Raw genomic sequence first — 20796 nt, 5'->3', positions numbered from 1 at the left:
GGACTATTTCATGGCGGCAGCCACTCTGCGGTCTCTGCTCCATCCTCGAGATGTCCGCACACTCGCGATGCGCCACACGCCTCAAACCGCCCCTAACGCAGGCGGCAGGGGCGGTTTGAGGGCATGGATTTTGTCCGTTTCCTGAAACAGGCGTAAGGCGGAGTCAGCTCTGCCCCGCCATGAATCTCTCTCATTTTATCATGCGCTGATCTTCGCAGACTCATTGACCTGCGCCCCCGAATACTGCTGAAGAGGAAGCTGCCCATTGCGCGACAGCCGGCCCGCCATTGAGCGCGCGCGCCGCCCAGGGGCAAGCAGTCGCGCAGGTTCAAAGCGCTCATCGCGCTCGACATCTGCAGTGCGCAGTTCAGGGAAAATCGCGAAGATCTCGGCGATCTGGTCCGGGTGGATCGCCTTCAGCGCCTCAGGGCCGGTGAACAGCGATTCCGTCGGTGCGCCGTTCGACCAGACGATCTCGTGCTTATCAAAGAGAAAGTGGATATAGTCGATCTGCGGCAGATCCTGCGCTACCTCGATCCCGTCCAGTTCGAGAAGCTGTTTCGCCGCCACAAGAATTTCACGTGCGCCAAACATGCGCTCGGGCACCGGGCCGCGCACCAGAACGCGGTGCTGCGGCGAAACGATCAGGTCGCTTTCCGGCATGCCCTTGCCCAGGGCCCCTGCCCGAATCCGGATCGGACGCAGCTTCGGCGAGAGCGTGAGGTCACGCGCCGACAATGTGCGCCGACCGATCCAGCGGATCGGCTGATAGCCGCTGTCGAGCGTCAGCACCTTGTCACCCACCGCCAGATCGGCGGCGCGCAACTCGCCCTGCAGGGTGACGATCCGGGTGTCGGGGCCAAAGCACATGACATTGGTCTGATCCCAGGTCAGCCCGCCGGTGATGCCCGTCATGGTCAGCGTCGGACCGCTCATGTCGGTGCCATTGAAGCTGATCACACCATCGGCGAGGTCATCGTTCATCGCCGCAATCGGATGGACAAAGCTCGTACCGTTTGCGTCATTGTATGCCTGAAGCGTCGCGTCATTGAAGATGCCGCTCAGATCGACGAAATCATTGTTCGACTGATCCGCATCGGTATAGGGTCCGCCGCTGTCGGTGCCAAAATCGGTGATGACATCGTTGCTGGCCTCATCCCACACGAAGATGTCGTCGCCCAGCCCGCCGGTCAGCGTGTCGTCGCCCGCCTCCCCTTCAAGCCAGTCGTTGTCATCGCCGCCGTCAAGCAGGTCGTTGTCATCGCCGCCCCAAAGCGTGTCGTTGCCCGTATCGCCCAACAGCGTGTCTGCGCCCAACTCGCCTTGCAGCACATCATCGCCCGTGCCCCCCGCCAGCGCGTCGTTACCGTCGCCGCCCCAGAGCGAGTCGTTGTCGTCACCACCGCTCAGCGAATCATCGCCAGCGTCGCCGAGCAGCGCGTCATTGCCCGCCCCGCCAATCAGGGTATCGTTGTCGTCGCCGCCCCAAAGCGTGTCATGGCCATCGTTGCCCTCAAGGGAATCGGCGCCAGCCTCCCCCTGAATCACATCATCTCCGAGACCGCCCAGAGCTGTGTCATCGCCGCCGCCAGCCCAAACCGTGTCGTTGCCGTCGCCTCCGGCGATATAATCATTGCCACCGACACCTTGCCCGTCTGCCCGATCACCATAGAGCAGGTCATTCCCCGTTCCTCCATCAATCGTGTCGGAACCAAGCTGGCCATATATTGAGTCATCACCCGAGCCGCCTGACAGGGTGTCATTCCCGCCGCTGGTGGTCATGCTGGCGTTGTCGCCTTCGATATGGTCATTCCCGCTGCCACCAACGACGGCATCATTCCCGGCATCACCAAACAGCCTGTCATTATCGGCACCGCCATTCAGCGTGTCGTTGCCGTTACCACCGAACATCGTGTCGCGACCGGTGGTGTTTTCGTATTCGATCAGGTTATCATTGCCGCCGTTACCGTAGTACAGGTCGTTGCCGTTGCCGCCATAGATCCAATCGCCATTGGCAGTGGGATTCGTGCTTGGGTACAGCACCTGCGTACCGTTGCCGCCGCGCATCGTATCGTCGCCATCATGACCAAAATACCGATCGTTGGTATCGTCGTTGGTCCAGCTGTCGTTGCCGTTGGTGCCGTTGATGTCAGCCATTCGTACTCTTCCTTTAACCAAAAACACCCTAAACAAGTCTGCCCAGAGAATGGACAGACCCCATGCTGACTGCCTGCATCTCGGGACCATTAAGCAGGACCGAACTGGCTTTGACGAAAGCATCAGCCCTGCGATTCGGTCCATTTCTCTTCTGAGCGTCACGGATGAAGCCATGTCGCGCCATCTGCGAGCACCGCAGCCAAAACAATGTCAGGTGTCGGGAAAACGCCGAGGCCCCTTGATGGTCCGGCTGGTGGCCCGGCGGGCGGTCGCAGGCCCGGCGGAAGCGGCCCTAGCGCGGCGAAGCACCGGCGTCGAGCAGAGCCATCATCTCAGGGTCCAGTCGCGGATCATCCCTGGAAAAGACGCCGCAGGCCGCGAGGTCCGCCTTCTGCGGGATTCTTCCGGGCAGCCGCTTGAACACGATCGGCATCGAATAGATCGGGCGCGTGAGAGCATTGTTCGACGTCATCAGCATGCCGGTGAGGAAGGGCGTGGAGGGCAGCGCGGGAGGATAAAGCGCGATCGACTGCAGCCGCGCATTGGGGTGGCCGACGTTCTGCACATCGGTGATATAGATGCGCTCCCACAGCCATTGCGCGATACCATTGACCTTGATGGGGTGCCGGCTTCGCACAAGCGCGCCCTGCGAAGTCGCATACATGATCGTCTTGATCAGGGTGAGATCGCCTTCCTGCGAAATCACGGTATAGGCGCGCCCGATCCTGTCGGGGTTGCTGCGCAGCGGGGTGCAGACGTGATAGCAGCCACAGAACCGCGCGAGGATGCTGCGGGTCTGCACTGTGTTTGCAGCAAGGCCGTGATCACCTGCTGCATCTGGGTCGGAAGGCCCTTGATCCGCATCGGCGGGCGCCAGCGCGCCGCAAACCGCTCTGCTGGCAGCAGCAGGTCGTCTGGCTCCAGCTCAAAATGCGCGGCGATGTTCCGCAACGTCGCCAGTGACGGCATGCTGAGCCCGCTTAGGTATTTGCTCAGTTGTTGGCGGTTGATGCCGAGGGCTTCGGCTGCACGCGAGGTACTCGGATAATGGTGCACGAGCCGACGCAGATTTGTGGGGAATACTTTGTGCATATGACGCTCCACCTACCCTGCGAGATGCATCGCCGGTGTGCCGTCGGCGCGACACATACTGCTTTGGCGTTTTTCACACCGCTGCACCTGACGCCGAATTTGCAGGTGCCTTCGCGAAATACGCCGCCGAAACGATAAAAGAGGAAAAGACGATCACTTGGTACAGGGCGAAACTCTTACCCCTCTTGACGGGGCATGATCGAGTTTCGGCACAATATAAAAATATAATATAAAGATTATACCATACAACTAAAAGTTATCATCATACATGTGAAAGCTTACAACCCTTGTGACGGAGATGCTCCACCGAGACCTCCGCTCCTGACGCCCGCACAGCATGTCAACCGTGGAGCAAAATTGGCCACAGCGGCGGAGTAAAACCAGACCTGTCGGGAGTGGAGGGGGCCGATGCCGGAGAGGGCAGAATGCTACGCTAAGTGACCTACCACCGAACTTTCGTCAAGCCGCCGCGACCGGAGCCCGGTTGGTATTTACGCTGATCGGCGCAGATTGAACAATGCGTCACGCATCCACTCTCGATGACGCCACTCACCATTGTCCTCGACCCAATGGCGGACAAAGGCTCGTTACATCGGCTTTCCCAGCGCAATGTAGTGCCACTCGATCCGCTGCGCGGCGCCGAAGGTCAAGATTGCGTTACTGGTCAGTTCCGTGCCGTAGTCTCGGACGATCATCGTCCAACGCCTTCAGCCGCTTGGCCTTCGATACCGTCATGCCGCCAAACTTGGCCTTCCAGTAGTAGAAAGCGCCTTCCAACATGCCATGCGTGCGACACGAATTCGCGCACTTCGCGCCCGCCTCGTGGTCAGCCAGGATGCCGATAATCTGCTCGTCGGTGAATCGCGGTCACTTCATTGTCCGGTAATCCCCCCATTTTGAATGGGGTCCAGCCGTAGAGCTCATGCGGCTGTTTTCAGTTTTCTGGCGAGGGTCATGCCGCCGATCCCCATGTTGGGTCGCTGGTTGTTGTATGTCCAGATCCATTCAGTTGCGCCGGACTCTCATCAACAATCAACGGTGGAGGAAAAATCCAGTGGCAGGTCACAGCTTGTCTGCCACTTCCTTCGAAGTTTTGGGATTCTTCATCATCTCGGTCTCAGAAGCGATCAGATGAACCAGACATCCTCTGTTGCTCAATGCCTCGAATGACTCCCATGGGCGTGGATGTCTGACACCTAAAACAATTCAATATCATTCGTTTTTTCAGGTTTTGGAACCGCTTCAATCACGCGAGAATCGGCGACGAGCTTTTGCCTCGCCTTACCTAGGGCCGGCATAAATTCAATCCTACGGGCTTGCACACCTCCAAGGCTTTGACTGTCACATGGAATGCCCTCGCGCTGTAGGTAAGAAAGCACAAAAACTCCATTTTCATTCCCCGCATTGGTCAACCCCTTATACATCTCGGCACCGCCAAAAACTTTGGCGCGAATACGGCCACGGACTGCGCCGGCTCGCGTAAGAGCATTTATCAAAAGCTCCATAGCATTTGCACCAAATGAGCTGATGTCATTGCGCGATGACGGACCATCAGGAAGTAGAAAATGATTCATACCACCAACACCTGCGACTGGATCCCAGAGGCAGGTGGCAACGCACGAACCAAGAATCGTCGAAATGACAGTGTCTTCCGTATCGCCAATCGCGTATTCGCCTTGAGCAATATATGTGGATTTCTCTAAGGTCTTTTTTTGAGAAATTGTAGTCATTCTGCCCTCACGCCAATAGGAGTTTCGGCAAGTTGCAAGATCTCTTGTCCAAACTTGTCAAGGTCGGCCCATTTTTCGACCCCGCCCAATTCTCCGGCAACGCGAGGCATTCCAAAGACAACGCATGTCTCTTTGCTCTGACCAATGGTTTTCGCGCCTGCCTCTCGTAGTGCGCGCATCCCTTCGGCCCCATCCCGGCCCATGCCAGTTAAAATACCCGCGACAACTTTGTGAGCCATGTGACGGGCAGACAGAAACATGGAATCCACGGAAGGTCGGTGTCCTGACACAAGGGGTCCCTCAAAAAGACTGACGCGCAAAGTGGTAGTTCCCTCAATATTGAGATGATACGCCCCCCCTGGCGCAATCAGAACTTGTCCCGGGATCAAGGGCATTCCATCGACCGCGAGTCTGACTTCTGGTGCGACCAAGGGATTGAGGCGTGCGGCAAAGCTTACCAAAAACGGCTCCGGCATATGTTGAGTGATAAGCGTAGGGGGGCAATCAGAGGGAAAGCTCTGCAAAGTGCGTTCAATTGCATCGACAGCCCCAGTCGATCCCCCTATCAAACAAATACGTTGAAATGTTCGATTTTGGCGCGGCGTTATCGTCTGGTTTTTAGGACGTGGTCCGGACACTCTTGCTCTTGCAGCGAGGACAACAGTATCAGCCAACTTTGAAAACGTATCCTCACTGGCCCCAACTTTCGGTTTTTCAACACAATCGATTGCTCCCAAAGACATTGCTTCAACCGCAACATCACTTCCTTTGCGGGTCAAGGTGGACACCATTATGACTGGCATCGGTCGATGCCGCATCAGCCGATCCAAAAACTCAAGCCCGCTCATGTTGGGCATTTCGATATCAAGCGTCATTACATCTGGTCTATAGGTGTTTACAGCATCCCGCGCTTCACGCGCGGTTCCGGCTTCCGCGATGACTTCAAGGCGGGGGTCGGCTTCGAGGATAGACCGAATGAGGCGACGCATGGTCACTGAGTCATCGACAATCAAGACACGTAGCGGTTTCACACATAACTCCCGTTGAACCAATTGTTGAATGCATTGGCGCGTTCTAAGGCCTGAGGCCAATCTGCTTGCTTAAAAATCTTCCCAGTCGTCCTCGACCACAGGCTGACTTGGACGCGGTGCGGCATTCACTACCTGCTTCACGGGGACGTCATGTGGCCTTGGTTTTGCGATTGGGGTCGGAACTGCCTCTTTTCTCTGATCCACACTTTGTGCGCGGACAGTTTTTTTTGTATTTAAGCTCGCTCCAATCGAGAAACGAGATGTTGTCACAATGAGGTTTTCGGCTTCGCGTGTCAGCGAATGGCTCGCAGCCGTTGTTTGTTCAAACATGGCAGCGTTTTGTTGCGTCACTTGGTCCAGTTGATTGACCGCAACGTTAATTTCGGCGAGCCCGGAAGATTGCTCTCGGGAAGAAACTGCGATTTCGGAGACGTTTAGTGAAATTTCGGAAACCGAACTCACAATGCCACGCAAAGCTTCACCTGTTTCACCAACGAGACCAACACCTCGTTTCACCAAAGTACCCGACTTAGAAATCAAATCATTGATTTCCCGCGCCGCGTCAGAAGATCGCTGCGCGAGCGCTCGGACTTCCGAAGCAACCACGGCAAACCCACGCCCCGCCTCTCCGGCTCTTGCGGCTTCAACCCCCGCATTCAGAGCCAGAAGGTTGGTTTGGAAGGCAATATCATCAATCACAGATGTGATTTTGGAAATCTGATTGGAAGAACTTTCGATTTGGCTCATCGCTTCAACGGCTTCTTGCACGACCACACCTGAAGCTTCAGCATTTGCTTTCGCCGTCTCCACCATGTCACTGGCTTGATTGGCCCCTTCAGCCGCCGAACGAACCGAGGACGTCAATTGGTCCAATGCTGTCGCCGTCTCCTCAAGGGTTGCAGCTTGTTTTTCTGTTCGACGCGACAAATCATCAGCGGCATTAGATATTTCGGAGGCTTCGCCGCGGATCATGTCGGCATTTTCAACAACACTGCGCATCGCAGTCAGAAGGTTTTCAATGGCTTCATTAAAATCGAAGCGAAGCGTTTCATATTCAGGGGCAAATTTATCGTCAATGCGAGATGTCAGATCACCACTGGCCAGCTTTTTGAGACCGACGCGCAATCCTTCAACAACGCGATCCTGCTCTGCCTGCATCCGTTCACGTTCGGCTTCGGCGGCGATGATCGTAGCTTGGCTCTCAGTGATATCTGTGCCGAGGAGAATAATTCGAAACGGGCGGCCTGAGGCGTCGGTGACCGGGCTAAAGGTACCGTCGAGAATGGAGGTATGGCCTTCTTGATCCAAGAGTTTGAAACGCCCTTGGACATTTTCACCTCGGATCAAACGACCCCAAACCGCTCCATTTTTTTCTGCAAGCGATGCATCAAAGTTGAAGATTGAATCTTGGCCGACACCGACCAAATCATCAACCTCCATACCAACCATGCGGGCAAAATTTTCGTTGACCTTGGTGAATTGGCCATCAACGCTAAACTCCGCTTTGACTTGGATACTGTCCAAGGCGGAAATCACCGCTTGGTTGGTGCGAATGTCCGTGGCATCTTGCCACTCCATAACACACCCTATCTGTTCCCCTTCAAGACTGACAACTGAGTTTACGACCAAGGAGAAGTGAACATCACCCACCCGCATATCGGTTGAAAAGGGCATCTTTGAGGTATCAGACAGGACGGCACGAATGCGGCCAGGCTCTCTGTGGAAAATATCGATATTCGATCCAACAATTGTATCGGCATCGAACTCTCCGAACATGACACGGAAGTTGTCTTCGTTTTTCTTCATTAAGGTACGCGCTGCACCGTTCATGTAGGTGATGTTGAAATCGGTATCAATCATCATCAGTGCAGCAGAAGAGCCTTCGAATGCGGCACCTTTAAAGAGGCCGTCACGCGTGGCCTGTTCTGCACGCCCCAAAGAGTGCCGAAATTCATCGAGGGCGGTCGCAATCATGCCGATTTCGTCGCCTCGTTCGGTGCCGGGAACCGCTACGCTATAATCCCCCTCGGATACGGTGCGCATTGCTGTTTCTACGCGGGTGAGAGGTCGCGCGATTGTACGAGCGATGAAATAGGCAATGAGCGCCACGATCGCGGTCATCATGGCCCCCTGCCATGCCATTGTTTTTGCCAATGCCGCAGCCGGTTCAAGGATTTCTTCGATTGTTTGCTCTGCAATCAGCCCCCATTTTACGCCATGATAAGTCACAGGAAAATAGGCCGAAATTTGATCGCGGCTGGTGCCGTAGTCTGTGAAAGCGTCAGGTTCGCGCAGATATCCATGCTGTCCCAAAAGAGCATTCTTCGCGGATTGAGACGTGATTTTCACCTTTAAAGTCTCATCGCCCGAGCCGTGAATAGTATCTGTGCGCAAAAGGTAATCGGAGCCGACAAGATAAGAATCCCCCGTACGACCAAGACCGGTCAAACGGGTCGTGATTTTATCAATGCTCTTGGCGGGCATTTGAAACGCGATGACACCGCGTTTGACGCCACGCCGGTCGAGGACAGGCGCGGCAATGAAAGCGGCAGGCGCGTCATGAGACGGAGCATATGCAGAAAAATCTGAAAAATAGACCTGAGGGCCGGTGGCATCCAGCGCGGCTTTGACAACGTTTCCAAGGCCGGTATCGGCGTATTCGCCATCGACAAAATTGGTTGCAAAATCCTGTTCTTTTAAAACAGAGTAAATCAAATCGCCTGTCAGCGAGAACACGAAGACATCGGAATAGCCTTTTTCCTCCACCAACTTTCGGAAGTAGCTGTGATAGAGCTTATGAACCTGACTGTAGGCTGACCCATCTTCGGCGTAACCGAGGGCTTGTTTTTGACCGATTTCATTCGGATTGTCCTCAATATACCATTTTTTCAAATGTTCGGTTTGATCGCCGCCTAGTGTCTCCCATGCTTCTCCAAAACCGCGAAGGGCCGAAATCACGGTTGGGTTTTCGGTCTGACTGCTCAGGTCAATGTCGACACCATTCAACCATGCTTCAAGTTCGAGTGTGCGCGCTTCAGCCACGGTCACAAGGGCCTCTTCGGCCTCAATGAGCAACGAGCTTGATGCGTTGCGATAGGCCACCATATTTGCGACCGCGATGGTGACAATAGTCAGTCCGATCATGATCGCCGGGAGTTTTTTCGCCAGCTTGATCCGCATAATATACTTCATTTCATTTCTCCTGGCATCGTCTTCACGCCCTTATTCAATGGCGGTGGTCTTGAGCAGATTACGGTCGTGAAACGGGCACAGTTGCCCTACACCCGTTGATGGATGCCTCGAAGAAATGAAGATTCGTTTAAGTCGCCCTGGTTTGCGTCACACAATCCGTAGAATTTTATGGGGTCACGGGTATGAGCGCGGGCCAAAATCGTAAAAACCTTTACAGTTCAATGCCAAGGCGTGCGCGACCGAACCCTTGCCGATATAGCCGGCTTTTTCGGAGATCGGCGTACAAAAGTTTTCCGCTGAGTTCCAAAACCTCTGCTTCATTAACCTTTTGATAAAGGTATTCGAAGAAAATTTAGCACAGATACTCAGCCACGAACCTCGCACGCATCACTCAACAGGACTGGTCCCACCCCCCAAATACATAGGGTTTCCATCGCAAAACCGTCCTCTCAAAAAGAAGTCCCCGTGAAGAAACATAGTGACGTGTATGAGGCTCAATTGGCCCGGACAAAACAGAGGTGGAGGATCAGCCTGTCACCGTTCGTGCTGTGTCTCGCGGCCGTCCTGGGTGCCATCTTGATCAGCGAAACCGTGATCCTCTTGGCGCATATGCCACAAACGGTTCTGCCCGGATGGGGAACCATGCACCCCACCACCCTTGTCATATCTTATGTCCTCGGTGGCTCTTTGATCATGCAAAACCTAAGCTGGGACCGCGACCAGCCCGCCAATTCTCGGGTCCTCTATGGCGCCGCAGCGCTTTTGGTCCTTTTGATCTTGCGTCTAGCGGACCTGCAAGGCCGCCCCATCGCCGGAACCCTGCCTTTGATCGGCAGTTTGACGGACCCACGCCATGTCAGTCTGGTCTCTTTGATCGGCTCTGGCGCGCTTTTCGTCGTCCCGCTTTTAAAACCCGCATCCTGGTTCAGAGCCTGGGCCGTTTTAGCCCTGTGCATCACGGTTTTCGGCATGGCTTTTAGCCAATTGGCACAACAGAGCATACCCCTCAAAAACCAGGTTTTTCTGGCACTCAACCTCAGCGAAAGCCTCGTGCTTTTGTGCCTCACTGCACTGGCGCTCAACGTGTCTGCGGCCCGCCCGCTGCTGTATCATCCCAAAACCCCGCGCACCAATCTGCTGATGTGGGGGCTGTTTGTGACAATCTGTCTGCTCTTGGTGCTTGACCTAACTTCCCTGACCCTCTCCACCTTCCAGATGCCGTTTTTCGTCGTCTCCTCTCTGCTCCTGTGCTTTGTCTGCGAAAAGGGCTTCAGACCGCTCGAACGTCAAGTCATCGCCGCCGGGTTGACACCCTCCCTCCAAAGTGCCGGATCGGCGATTCAAAACAACGACACTGCATCACAAAAGGCTCACGCCCCTCTCTCCTTCGCCCCCCTGCCGCGTCTTTTGCGTCCAAACCAATGGTTTACATTTCAGGCCGACACCGCCCAAAGACTGTGGCCCCTCGCCTGTGTGCTCTTTGCGCTGTCGATGGTATCCGAAACCAGATTTTCGCTGTTTTTGCACTGGTTTCCTGAACTGTGGTGGGGCAATGCCGTTTTGGCCTATGCTCTGGTTTTGCATCCGCTCAAGCGCTGGCCACTCGTCCTCTTAACCGGGGTTTGTGCCATGGGATTGGCGCGGATTTCCATGGGGCACCCCTTCGATTTTACGGTGATCAATATGGGGTTCGACGGGATCGAAGCGGCCTTGATCGCTGGAATCGCGCGGCTCGTGTTCGACATCAAACTGTCAGGGCGGACCTTTCAATCTTGCGATGTAAATCCTTTGGCCGTGGCCAGCCTGATTGTCGCCATCCTCTTTACCGTACTCACCGTGTCACTGCTGGCGGGGGCCACATTGCACACTCTTGCCCGGCAAAATCTGGGTCCAACTGTGCGCGCCCGCTGGCTCAGTAACGTGTTGGGCTTCGTTCAAGTCGCGCCCATCGCGGCGGGATTGATCTGGCAGATGCATTTTGGCATGACCCGGCTTGAAATGGCCGCTCTGCCGGGCCTGTTGATGACCCTGATGCTCGCCTTTTTGGCCTTTGTCTGTGCCTATTTCCCGGTCGAATATTTCGGCATTTCGCATTCTCTGTCTGTCGCCGTCAGCATGACGCTCTTGATCGCCACCGTCGCCCTGCCCTCCATACTTCAGATCGGCGCGGCCCATGCCGTCGTCTCCACCGCCCTGCTGATCGGGGCCGGTCTTGTGGACCATCGCACCTATGTCGAAGCCGCTTTTCTCGTGCTGCTCACCTCCAGCCTCGTCTTCATTGCCGGTGCTTATAAACAGCTGCGTCAGCGTGACCGGCTGTATCGCACCGCGCTTTTGGAAAACAGCCCAACGATGATCGTCACTCTGGACAGTCAGTTTCGCATCACCTCCGCCTCTGATCAGGTCTGTCGCTACCTGGGAGTCAAGCGCCGCGAGCTTATTGGGCTGTTTGCCTCTGAAAACGGATTTTTGAGCCTGCCCGACACATCTCAGACCAATATGCGCGCCTTTATGCGACACACGCCCGAGACCGATTTCACCCTCGAACTTGACATCCGACAGCGCTCCGGGGCCCTGCGCATGGTATTGGCTGCTGTGCGCAAAAACACCAACCCAGGGCTACCCTATGCCTATCTGGTGCAACTCACCGACATCACCGAGATGAACCGCAACAGTCGGCTCTATAAAATGACCCTCGAAGAAGGCCCTGCCTTGCTTTTGGTTCAGGACGCCCGCCGTTTGACCCTAAACGTCGCCCCCGCCCTGTGTGACAGTCTGGGCTATGACCGAGCGGACTTGATAGGTCACGACATTGCCGATTTGACCTCCCCCAACACCCGCAGTTTTGTCGATCAGATGCGCGCGCTTGGCGATGATGTCACACCGCCAGGCAATAAGGTTCTGGAATTGACCACCAAGTCCGGAAAAATTCGTAAAATGACGGCGCAACGACGGATCATCGACCCGAACGCGCAGGGCGATCAGCCCAAATATGTGATCCTGTTGACCGATGTGACCGAACTCGAAGCTCAGCGCAGCCTGACCGAAACCCTGCTCAACCGAAACGCCGCCATTGTCCTGTCACAGGACCGCGATTGGCGTCTGCTTTCCGTCTCCGATGCATGGAGCGCGCATTTTGGCTACACGCGCGAAGAAACCCTTGGGCGCGATCTGATCGACTTTATGCCGGCGGAGGATCAAGCCTTGTCCAAATCCTTCAGGCGGCATCTTCTGGCCAATACCCGCGACAAGGAAACCATATCCAATACCCTGACTTTGCTTACAAAATCAGGAGAACCCCGGATCGTTGAGCTGCGCAGCGTGATTGAAGAGAACGAAGATCGCTGGCTCAACATCATCATGGTGATCGATATCACCGACATCTCGGTGGCGCGGCAAAAACTGGAGCATTTGGTCGACCATGACGAATTGACCGGGCTCTATTCCAGGCGTGGCTTTAACAGTCGGTTTGCCGACCGCAAGCGCAGGCAGGATGTCGACGTGTTTTTAATCGACGTCGATCATTTCAAAAGCGTCAATGACGCTTATGGCCACGAGACCGGCGACGAATTGTTGCGCAAAGTGGCCGGGGTTCTCAAAGACAAAACCCGCGCTCATGGCTGCGCTTCACGGATTGGTGGCGAAGAATTTGCCATCATCCGCACGGCCACACAGGGCTGCCCCAACCGTAAATTTGCCGAAGATCTCGCCCGCGCCATCTCTGAGACAGCCGTGACCACGGCCTCTGGTCCGGTCACGCGCACCGTGTCGATCGGCGTGGCTCGGTTGACACAAGACATGCGGTTGGAGGACGGGATGAATTGGGCCGATTGGGCCTTGCGCGAGGCCAAAGAAGGCGGACGCAACCGCATTGTGATCGCCGACGAGGGCTTTTCGCAAAAGCTGCGTGACGATGGTAAACTGACCACCCACCGCGACATCATCAGCGCCCTCGAAGCGGGCGAAATCAACAAATATGTGCAACCGATTTGGGATGTCACGCGCGCAGAAATCGTGGGGTTTGAGGCTTTGATGCGCTGGCAACGGGCCTCGGGCGAGGTGGTGCTGCCGCGTCAATTCCTGCCTCAGTTGCAAAATGTGGTGCTCGCGGAAGAATATGCCCATATTCCATCGCGCATCCGGCGCAGCCTGTTGAACACTCTCATGGCCTGCCCCGGCACCTATATCTGTTTTAACACGCGATTGGAATCGTTGGGCTTTCAAGGTGCGGCGCAGGCAATTTTGCGCGAATTCGAACCGCTCTGCGAGCTGTCGCATAGTATCGTTTTGGAAATCGGCGAACAGGCCATCACCGACCGGATCGACATGGATCAGGTGATGGTGGAAATCGCCATCCTGCGAGCGCGCGGCATTCGTGTCGCCTTGGATGATTTTGGCAAAGAGGGCTCAAACCTCAACCGCCTCACCCATTTGCCGATCGACATCGTCAAAATCGACAAATCTCTCATCGACCGGATCGTCATCGACCGTCGCTCACGCGAGGCGTTGCGGTCAATCGCCCGGCTCGCAGAGGCGTTAGAATTCGAGGTCATTGCCGAGGGCGTCGAAACCGAAGCCCAACGCGATATGTTGCTTGATCTCGGGCTGCATCTGCATCAGGGCTTTCTCTACGCCCGCCCGATGAGCGCCGAGGCAGCCAACGCACTCTACGCAACGCACAAGAGCAAAGATCAGCCCTCTCAAGACCTGATATCGACGTTCTAAAACGCCGGTCACGGTCCCGCCAAGCATCGGTGAGATGCGACCAGTTGGCCAGTTGATCTTGTCCATTCATTCCGCGACGCTGTACGTACGATTTCTCTTTCCCATCGACGTGGCCCAGATGCTGCGTCCAAAACCGCAGAGACCCATGAGCGCATTTCGGCACATGTCCGCCGCCGTCAAACCGGGCCATCTCGCCCGGACGGTCGCGATGTTTGCCATGCTGCTACAAGTGCTGTTTTTCGCCGAACATGCCGGAGCAAGCGCCGTGCGCGCCATGGGACATGCGGCACCGGGAGAGAAAATCGGCTTTCTCGAAATCTGTACCGGAGAAGGTATCGTCTTGATCCCGGTGGGCTCTGTCCCTTCGTCCACCACGGGTCCTGCACAGGGTCAAAACCACACGTCCGGGTCCTCATCCTCAAGTTGCGCGGTTTGCGTCTCTGCCAGCGTATGCGGATTTGACACCCCGGAACTGACGGTCTCGCTTGCCCTGCCCTTTGCTGCGGTCCATGATCTCCCGTCCATTGACGCGCCCGCTGCCATCGTCGTGCTGCGGCTGTTGTCCGGCGGGCCGATCCGCGCCCCACCCTTGCTCGCCTGATCCTTTTGGATCTATCGCCTTTAGGGCCGAACCCACTGCGTGTTTACTCAAACTTACACGCGAAAGCCATGAGTTAAGGCTGAGTGTCGGCGATGCGGGTTATAGAAGTCTTTGATGTATTGAGATGTATTAAAGGAGTTCGAGACACGTTCGCGACGCCTCTGCGGCGTATCATCCGCGCCTAAAACGTTCCGCGCTTAAGTCGAATCAAAGCAACAATCATCCCTTAAATTTTTATGAATAACAGAGATTTAAGGGGGATTGTGGCGGACAGACAGGGATTCGAACCCTGGAGACGGTTCCCCGCCTACACACTTTCCAGGCGTGCGCCTTCGACCACTCGGCCACCTGTCCGTGGAGCGCTCAATAGCGCGAAGCGCGCGACCTATGCAAGACCTGTTGCTCTATTTTCTCAAAGAAAAATGCAGCGAAGGAAAAGAAACCACGCAGGCAGGCCATTTTTGCGAAAACAACGGTTTAAAAGCGCGCCGAACTGCGTGATCAATCAAGAATAATCGTAACCCGCCGGTTCATCCGGCCTTTTTTCTCAATCTTGCCAAAGCGAATGCGCCCAATCTCGGAAGTCCGCGCCACATGGGTGCCGCCGCAAGGTTGAAGATCGACCTGATCCGCCCCCTGCCCGATCCGCACCAAGCGCACCCGGCCCTGCCCGGTCGGCGGCATCACCGACATGGTTTTGACAATCGACGGGTCGGCCAAAAGCGCCTCATCGGAGATCCAGTCATCCGTGACCACCAAATCACGTTCGATCAAGGCATTGAGCGCGTCTTCCAATGCCTGTTTGTCGGCGGGCGGCGCGTCCAGGGCAAAATCCAGACGGCCTTTCTCGGCCCCGATCGAGCCCCCCGTAACCGGCAGAGGAATGACAACCGACAACAGGTGCAGCGCGCTGTGGATGCGCATGTGGCGATGGCGGCGGACCCAATCGAGCCGTTGGATCACTTTGGTGCCAACCTCCGGCATCGGCGCGGGTTCGGCGGGCACAAGAACGATCTCGGCCCCCTCCCCCTTCACGGTCGTGGCAATCGCAAGCCCAGTGTCGCCCCAGATCAATCGCCCGCTGTCGCCCGGCTGCCCACCGCCAGTTGGGTAAAAAATCGTCTGGTCCAAAATCACCCCGCCCTCGGGCGTATGCCCGGTGACCACGCCTTCGATATCCTGAAGATAGGCATCTTCGCGAAAAAGCGGTTGCGTCATGTGCTGTCTCCGTCTGCCTCGCCGGCCCCGTCGCCCGCCTCAAAGTCGCTGGGCTCAATCACCGTGATCTCAGCCTCTGTGGCGGCCACGGCCCCGGCCCGGCTGCGCGGGGTCAGTGCCTCGGGATTGCGCAGCCAAATGTCACGTTGGGCAAAGGGAATTTCAATGCCTTCTTCGCCAAAGCGGCGGGCGATCTCATGGTTGATGTCGTTTTTCACCGCCACGATAAAGGTCACATCGCGCAAGATCGCGCGGATTTCAAACTCCAACGCATCGGCACCGAAATTCAGAAACAACACCTGTGGTGGTGGGTTGACCGAGACCATCGGTTGGGCGTTGGCAATTTCTTTGAGGATCGTTTCGACCTTGCGCGTGTCGGTGCCATAGGCCACGCCAACGGGGACGATGACCCGGCCAATCATATTGCCGCGGGTGTAGTTGGTGACCTGATTGGAAATCAAATCGGCGTTGGGGACGATGACATCGGTGCGATCAAACGTCTCGACCCGTGTCGAGCGCACGGAGATGTCGCGGACATATCCCATCTGGCCGCCAACTTCGATCCAATCGCCCTCCGAAATCGGCCGTTCAATCAACAGAATGATGCCGGACACAAAGTTCTGCACAATGTTCTGGAGGCCAAAACCGATCCCGACGGAGAGCGCCCCCGCGACAATCGCGAGCGCCGACAGGTCGATCCCGGCGGAGGTGATGGCAAAAATCGCCGACAAGAACACACCGATATAGCCGACGCCCGCGATGATGGCGTTTTGGCCGCCCTTGTCGAGCTGGGTCTTGGGCAGGACGGCGGTAGACAGCGCGGTTTTCAACAGTCGCGTTGCCCCAAGACCAAAGGCAAAGACTAGGATCAGCGTCAAAAACACCGACACAGACAGATCGACCCCGCCAACCGGCACACCTTCGCGCATCCGGGCCCAAATATCCCAAAGCCGTTCTTTGCGCATGCCCCAAATCAACGCCAGAACCGGCAGGGCCGCGAGGCTGAGTGCGAAGGTCAAAAGCACCGGGACCAAACCGTCGCCCTCATCATCCTTTTGGCCGGTGATCAGCGCATAGACATCAGAGGCCAAACGCGACAGCACGGTCAAAAGCGCCAAAAGCGCCAGTGACATCACGGTCGGATAGACCGCAGATACCGCCGCCGACATATAGCCAACAGCCCCCAAAAGTACCGCCGCCACAGCCACGAGCCGCACCAGACGGGCAACCAGATTGGATAGAAGCGCGGTGAACCTTTGCGGCCCTGCCTCATCTTCGGTCTCGCCACCCTCAGAGGGGATCGGGGCTTGCGAGGCTTTGCGTAAAATCAACGAAAACCGATAGAGAGAAATCGCGGTCAGCACCACCAAAGGATAGGACAAAACCGCTCGCGTGTCGTCGCTATAGCCATCCAGATCGGCCAATTGGGTCAAGATGACTTGCACCGCAATCATCACCGCCATCAAGGCGGCATGCCCGGCCATCTCGGCGCGCTGACCGTTTGTCAGATCAAAAATAGGCCGATCATGCCCGCCCGCATACAACGTACGCCCGACGACCCAGCGCGAAATGAAATAGGACAGGCCAACAGCGGTCACCGCATTGAACAAAAGCACGCCACGCGGGCCCAAAAGCCCGGACGCCTGAGCCCCGGCGGAAATGGCCACAAGCCCCAGAACGGGGGCGATGATTTGCGACAGCGAGGCAATAAACCCGGTCACGCCCTGCCCGGCAGCCCCGACAAAACGCGAGCGGACAAAGCCGGTGAATTGTTCCGACCAATAGCGCCCGCGCGCCACCAAAACCAACGCGATCACCAGATAAAGCAACAGCGTGGCGGCATTGGCTTTGAGTTTGGCAATCCCGGTTTCGGAGCGAGCATTGTCCAAGATCGTGGTCCATGCGGTCACGCCCGTTTGGGTGATCGCGGCAACCGCTTCGGGCCACAATGTGGGATTGATCGGAGAGCTGCCCAGTTTCATCAGGGCGTCGGTTTGGCGTGAGGTCAGTTCGGAATCGATCTCTGAAATCAAACCGTTGGCACGGGTATAAGCCTCTTCGGCGGATTTGACCGGGGCCTGTGCCGCCTCCAATTGCGACGTGAGGTCTTTGCGCCGCTTGGCGATCTCGGGTGCTTCGGTTTCGCCCTCGGTGGGCGCCGCCCCCAAGGCCGCGATCTGGGCCTTGAGCGTGTCGATCCGGGCGCTGTTGGTGCTTTGGGCGTTCGAGAATTGCGTGCGCCACCCCACCAGCTCATCGCGCAGGTTTTCCAATGTGGCATTGGCCGTGCCTGTGTCGGCCAATTGCTTTTCGGCGGCACTGGCTTGGCTCGCCCAGGCTTTATAATCTGGGGCTGCAACCTCCTGCGCGCTGACGCCGTGCGGCAGCGCGAGGGAGAGGATTAAAAGAAGGCGGGCGAATATGCGTGTGATCATACACCTTCATATACGTCAGGCAGATCGCGCGGTCCACGGTCCAGCCATTGCGGCACCGGAAGATTTTTTTCCTTCAAAAACTCCGGGTTGAACAGTTTCGACTGATAGCGCGTACCGTAATCGCACAGCACCGTGACGATCGTGTGCCCCGGCCCCATCTCGCGCGCCATCTTCATTGCGCCCGCGACATTGATGCCGGAGGAACCGCCGAGGCACAGCCCCTCTTTCTCCAACAGGTCAAACACGACCGGCAGCGCCTCTTCGTCCGGCACCTGATAGGCATAATCCGGGGTGAAGCCTTCGAGATTGGCGGTGATACGGCCTTGGCCGATGCCCTCGGTGATCGAACTGCCTTCCGAGGTCAGCTCTCCGGTTTTGTAGAAACTATAAAGCGCGGCCCCCATGGGATCAGCGATGCCGATTTTGACGCCCTTGGGCTGCAAAGCCAAGCCCACGCCCGCCAAAGTGCCGCCCGATCCAACCGCACAGATAAAGCCGTCAACCTGACCGCCCGTTTGTTCCCAAATTTCCGGTCCGGTGGTTTCAATATGCGCCTGACGGTTGGCGGTGTTGTCGAACTGATTGGCCCAAATCGCACCGTTGGGTTCGCTTATAGCAAGCTCTTCGGCCAAACGACCGGAATAGCGCACATAATTGTTCGGATTCTTGTAGGGCGCGGCGGGCACCTGAACCAATTCAGCGCCTGCAAGCCGCAACATGTCTTTCTTTTCCTGCGACTGGGTTTCCGGGATCACGATCACGGTTTTGAACCCAAGCGCCGAGCCGACAAGCGCCAAACCGATGCCGGTGTTGCCCGCCGTGCCCTCGACAATCGTGCCACCGGGTTTCAACAGGCCCTTCGCCACCGCATCTTGGATGATGTAAAGCGCCGCGCGGTCCTTGACCGATTGTCCCGGATTCATGAACTCGGCCTTGCCATAAATCTCACAACCCGTGGCCTCTGACGGGCCATTCAGGCGGATCAACGGCGTGTTGCCAATGGTCTCAATCAGATCGCGTTTGATCGGGGAAGGCGCAGACATGTGTTTCGTCCTTTTATCTCAAGTGTTTCGCGAAAAACCTGCGACACAGATTTGCGCGAAAGACTATAGCAGTCCCTGAATGTGTAGAACGCGCATTCCCCGAACTCAAGCCTCGCGCCATCAGTCAGGGAGCCTGTTCGCACTTTTACCACTCCTACAGAACGCACGTTTCTCGCCCCGGGCCATCCCCCAAACGCTCACATCCGCGATCAGGTCGAAAGGCGCGGTTCCAGTCGCAGCCAAATCCCGTCTTTCGAGCGCACGGTCAAATGCGCCACGGGCATCGGCGTTTTATCCGTCACCACCGTGATGCGGTAAGCGCGGGCCATCATGGCCAAAAGCAAGGGTCCCTCGACCATGGCAAACCCCGCCCCGGTACAGACCCGCGGGCCGGAGGAAAACGGGATAAACGCATCGCGCAGACATTGCTTGCCGTTCTCGGTTTTGAACCGATCCGGGTCAAAGACGTCGGGGCGGTCCCAAAACCGTTCGTGCCGCCCCAAATGCCAGGGCGACAACACGATCTGCGCGCCTTTGGGCACGTCGCGTTCGCGGAACCGCACCGGGCATTTGGCCTCCCGCACCATCATCGGCACGGGCGGGTAGAGCCGCAGCGTTTCGCGGAACACATCCTTGGTAAAGCGCAATTTGGAGAGATCCGAGAACGTCGGTTGATCGCCAAATGCCGCGCCCTCTGCCGCGACCCGGTCCTGCACCTGAGGGTTGGCGGCCAAAAGCCAAAGCGCCCATGCCAGTGCAGACGCCGAGGTCTCATGGCCCGCAAGAAAGAAAATCGCCACCTGATCGACCATCTCAGCGGTATCAAACCCCTGCCCCGTAACCGGGTCTTTGGTGGTCATGATCTTGGTCGCCAAATCATCAGGCGCCTGCCCCGCCGCGATCTCGGCCTGTCGCGCGACGGTCAGATCGGTGATCAACCGGCGGATCGCCCTGGCCCCTTGCCGGGTGTGTTTGCGATGAAACCGCGGCATCCATTTCGGCAACGGTACGAAGGCCGCGATGTTGAGGATCGGTTGGGCGCGTTGGTAGGCTTGGAATTCGTCAAACACGTCGCGCGCGACATGGTGGGTGATCGGGATGGAAAACAAGGTGCGAAAAATCACATCCGCCGCGGCATGCGAGGCATGGGGTTCGATGTCAAACGCGCCGTGCTCCGTGCTCAGGCGCTCGACCATGCCCCGCCCCGCCGCCAACATCGCCGGAAACGTGTCTTTGAGCCGCCCGCCTTCAAAGGCCGGGTCAATGATCCGGCGCTGCCGCAGCCAGGTCTCACCATTGGTCAAAAACACCGAATGGCCCAAAAGCGGTCGCAGCCCTTCGGCGATGCGTGACGACTTTGGAAAATTCATCGGTTCTTCATTGAGCACGCGTTTGACCAGCGCGGGTTGATTGACCAGAAAAGAGCGGAAAAACGGCGTTTTATATTCGGCCATCCATGCGCGATAAAGCTTGGCGGGCTGGGCCGACAGGATGTCTTTGCGAAACAGTTTCACATACTGGCGCAGGGTCGTTTTTTCCGGGCGCGGGGTCGGTTTCGGCGGGATCATATCA

At 56.8% G+C, this 20796-nt stretch carries 12 protein-coding genes, 1 tRNA gene and 1 pseudogene; 2 read left to right on the top strand and 12 right to left on the bottom strand.

Annotated features, from left to right (window positions below; translation table 11 throughout):
* Nucleotides 1–198: 198 nt before the first annotated feature.
* The 7 genes and pseudogenes from C8029_RS22805 to C8029_RS15415 form a co-directional block, all read right to left on the bottom strand.
* Entirely contained in the window at nucleotides 199–2157 is a 1959-nt protein-coding gene (locus tag C8029_RS22805; protein ID WP_193217666.1) for a Hint domain-containing protein, read from the bottom strand.
* Nucleotides 2158–2449: 292 nt separating this feature from the next.
* Nucleotides 2450–2959: a hypothetical protein gene (locus C8029_RS22455; protein WP_226946360.1), complete on the bottom strand. Its 510-nt coding sequence runs from the start codon at nucleotides 2957–2959 to the stop codon at nucleotides 2450–2452.
* Nucleotides 2860–3249: a helix-turn-helix transcriptional regulator gene (locus tag C8029_RS22450; protein WP_226946357.1), complete on the bottom strand. Its 390-nt coding sequence runs from the start codon at nucleotides 3247–3249 to the stop codon at nucleotides 2860–2862. Before C8029_RS22450 ends, C8029_RS22455 begins: the two co-directional genes overlap by 100 nt.
* Before the next feature lie 675 nt (nucleotides 3250–3924).
* A pseudogene (locus C8029_RS15430) lies at nucleotides 3925–4095 on the bottom strand (transposase); the annotation flags it as partial.
* A 350-nt stretch (nucleotides 4096–4445) separates the two neighbouring features.
* Nucleotides 4446–4979 (bottom strand): chemotaxis protein CheD, encoded by a 534-nt coding sequence (locus tag C8029_RS15425; protein WP_009571314.1) that lies wholly within the window; start codon nucleotides 4977–4979, stop codon nucleotides 4446–4448.
* On the bottom strand, nucleotides 4976–6010 hold the full coding sequence (locus C8029_RS15420; protein ID WP_040401993.1) for a protein-glutamate methylesterase/protein-glutamine glutaminase: 1035 nt from the start codon (nucleotides 6008–6010) through the stop codon (nucleotides 4976–4978). The genes C8029_RS15425 and C8029_RS15420 overlap by 4 nt, the downstream gene beginning before the upstream one ends.
* Before the next feature lie 69 nt (nucleotides 6011–6079).
* On the bottom strand, nucleotides 6080–9202 hold the full coding sequence (locus C8029_RS15415; protein ID WP_152003234.1) for a methyl-accepting chemotaxis protein: 3123 nt from the start codon (nucleotides 9200–9202) through the stop codon (nucleotides 6080–6082).
* A gap of 465 nt (nucleotides 9203–9667) precedes the next feature.
* Here C8029_RS15415 and C8029_RS15410 point away from each other — a divergent pair, with 465 nt between their 5' ends.
* On the top strand, nucleotides 9668–13927 hold the full coding sequence (locus tag C8029_RS15410; protein ID WP_152003233.1) for a bifunctional diguanylate cyclase/phosphodiesterase: 4260 nt from the start codon (nucleotides 9668–9670) through the stop codon (nucleotides 13925–13927).
* Between the two features lie 145 nt (nucleotides 13928–14072).
* Complete coding sequence (locus C8029_RS15405; protein WP_152003232.1) at nucleotides 14073–14528, top strand: DUF2946 family protein; 456 nt, start codon at nucleotides 14073–14075, stop codon at nucleotides 14526–14528.
* A gap of 264 nt (nucleotides 14529–14792) precedes the next feature.
* Here C8029_RS15405 and C8029_RS15400 read toward each other — a convergent pair.
* The 5 genes from C8029_RS15400 to C8029_RS15380 form a co-directional block, all read right to left on the bottom strand.
* Nucleotides 14793–14882 (bottom strand) — tRNA-Ser (locus C8029_RS15400).
* A gap of 147 nt (nucleotides 14883–15029) precedes the next feature.
* Nucleotides 15030–15746 (bottom strand): alanyl-tRNA editing protein, encoded by a 717-nt coding sequence (locus C8029_RS15395; RefSeq protein ID WP_009571319.1) that lies wholly within the window; start codon nucleotides 15744–15746, stop codon nucleotides 15030–15032.
* Complete coding sequence (locus tag C8029_RS15390; RefSeq protein ID WP_152003231.1) at nucleotides 15743–18181, bottom strand: DUF3772 domain-containing protein; 2439 nt, start codon at nucleotides 18179–18181, stop codon at nucleotides 15743–15745. Before C8029_RS15390 ends, C8029_RS15395 begins: the two co-directional genes overlap by 4 nt.
* On the bottom strand, nucleotides 18178–19224 hold the full coding sequence (locus tag C8029_RS15385; protein ID WP_152003230.1) for a cysteine synthase A: 1047 nt from the start codon (nucleotides 19222–19224) through the stop codon (nucleotides 18178–18180). The genes C8029_RS15390 and C8029_RS15385 overlap by 4 nt, the downstream gene beginning before the upstream one ends.
* 209 nt (nucleotides 19225–19433) lie before the next feature.
* Nucleotides 19434–20792: a cytochrome P450 gene (locus C8029_RS15380; RefSeq protein ID WP_009571322.1), complete on the bottom strand. Its 1359-nt coding sequence runs from the start codon at nucleotides 20790–20792 to the stop codon at nucleotides 19434–19436.
* Nucleotides 20793–20796 lie beyond the last annotated feature (4 nt).

This window comes from Roseobacter sp. TSBP12 (assembly GCF_009129705.1).
Lineage (GTDB): Bacteria > Pseudomonadota > Alphaproteobacteria > Rhodobacterales > Rhodobacteraceae > Celeribacter > Celeribacter baekdonensis_A.
Note: the sequence above shows the minus strand (reverse complement) of the source record. Positions and strands in the feature narration are given on the sequence as shown.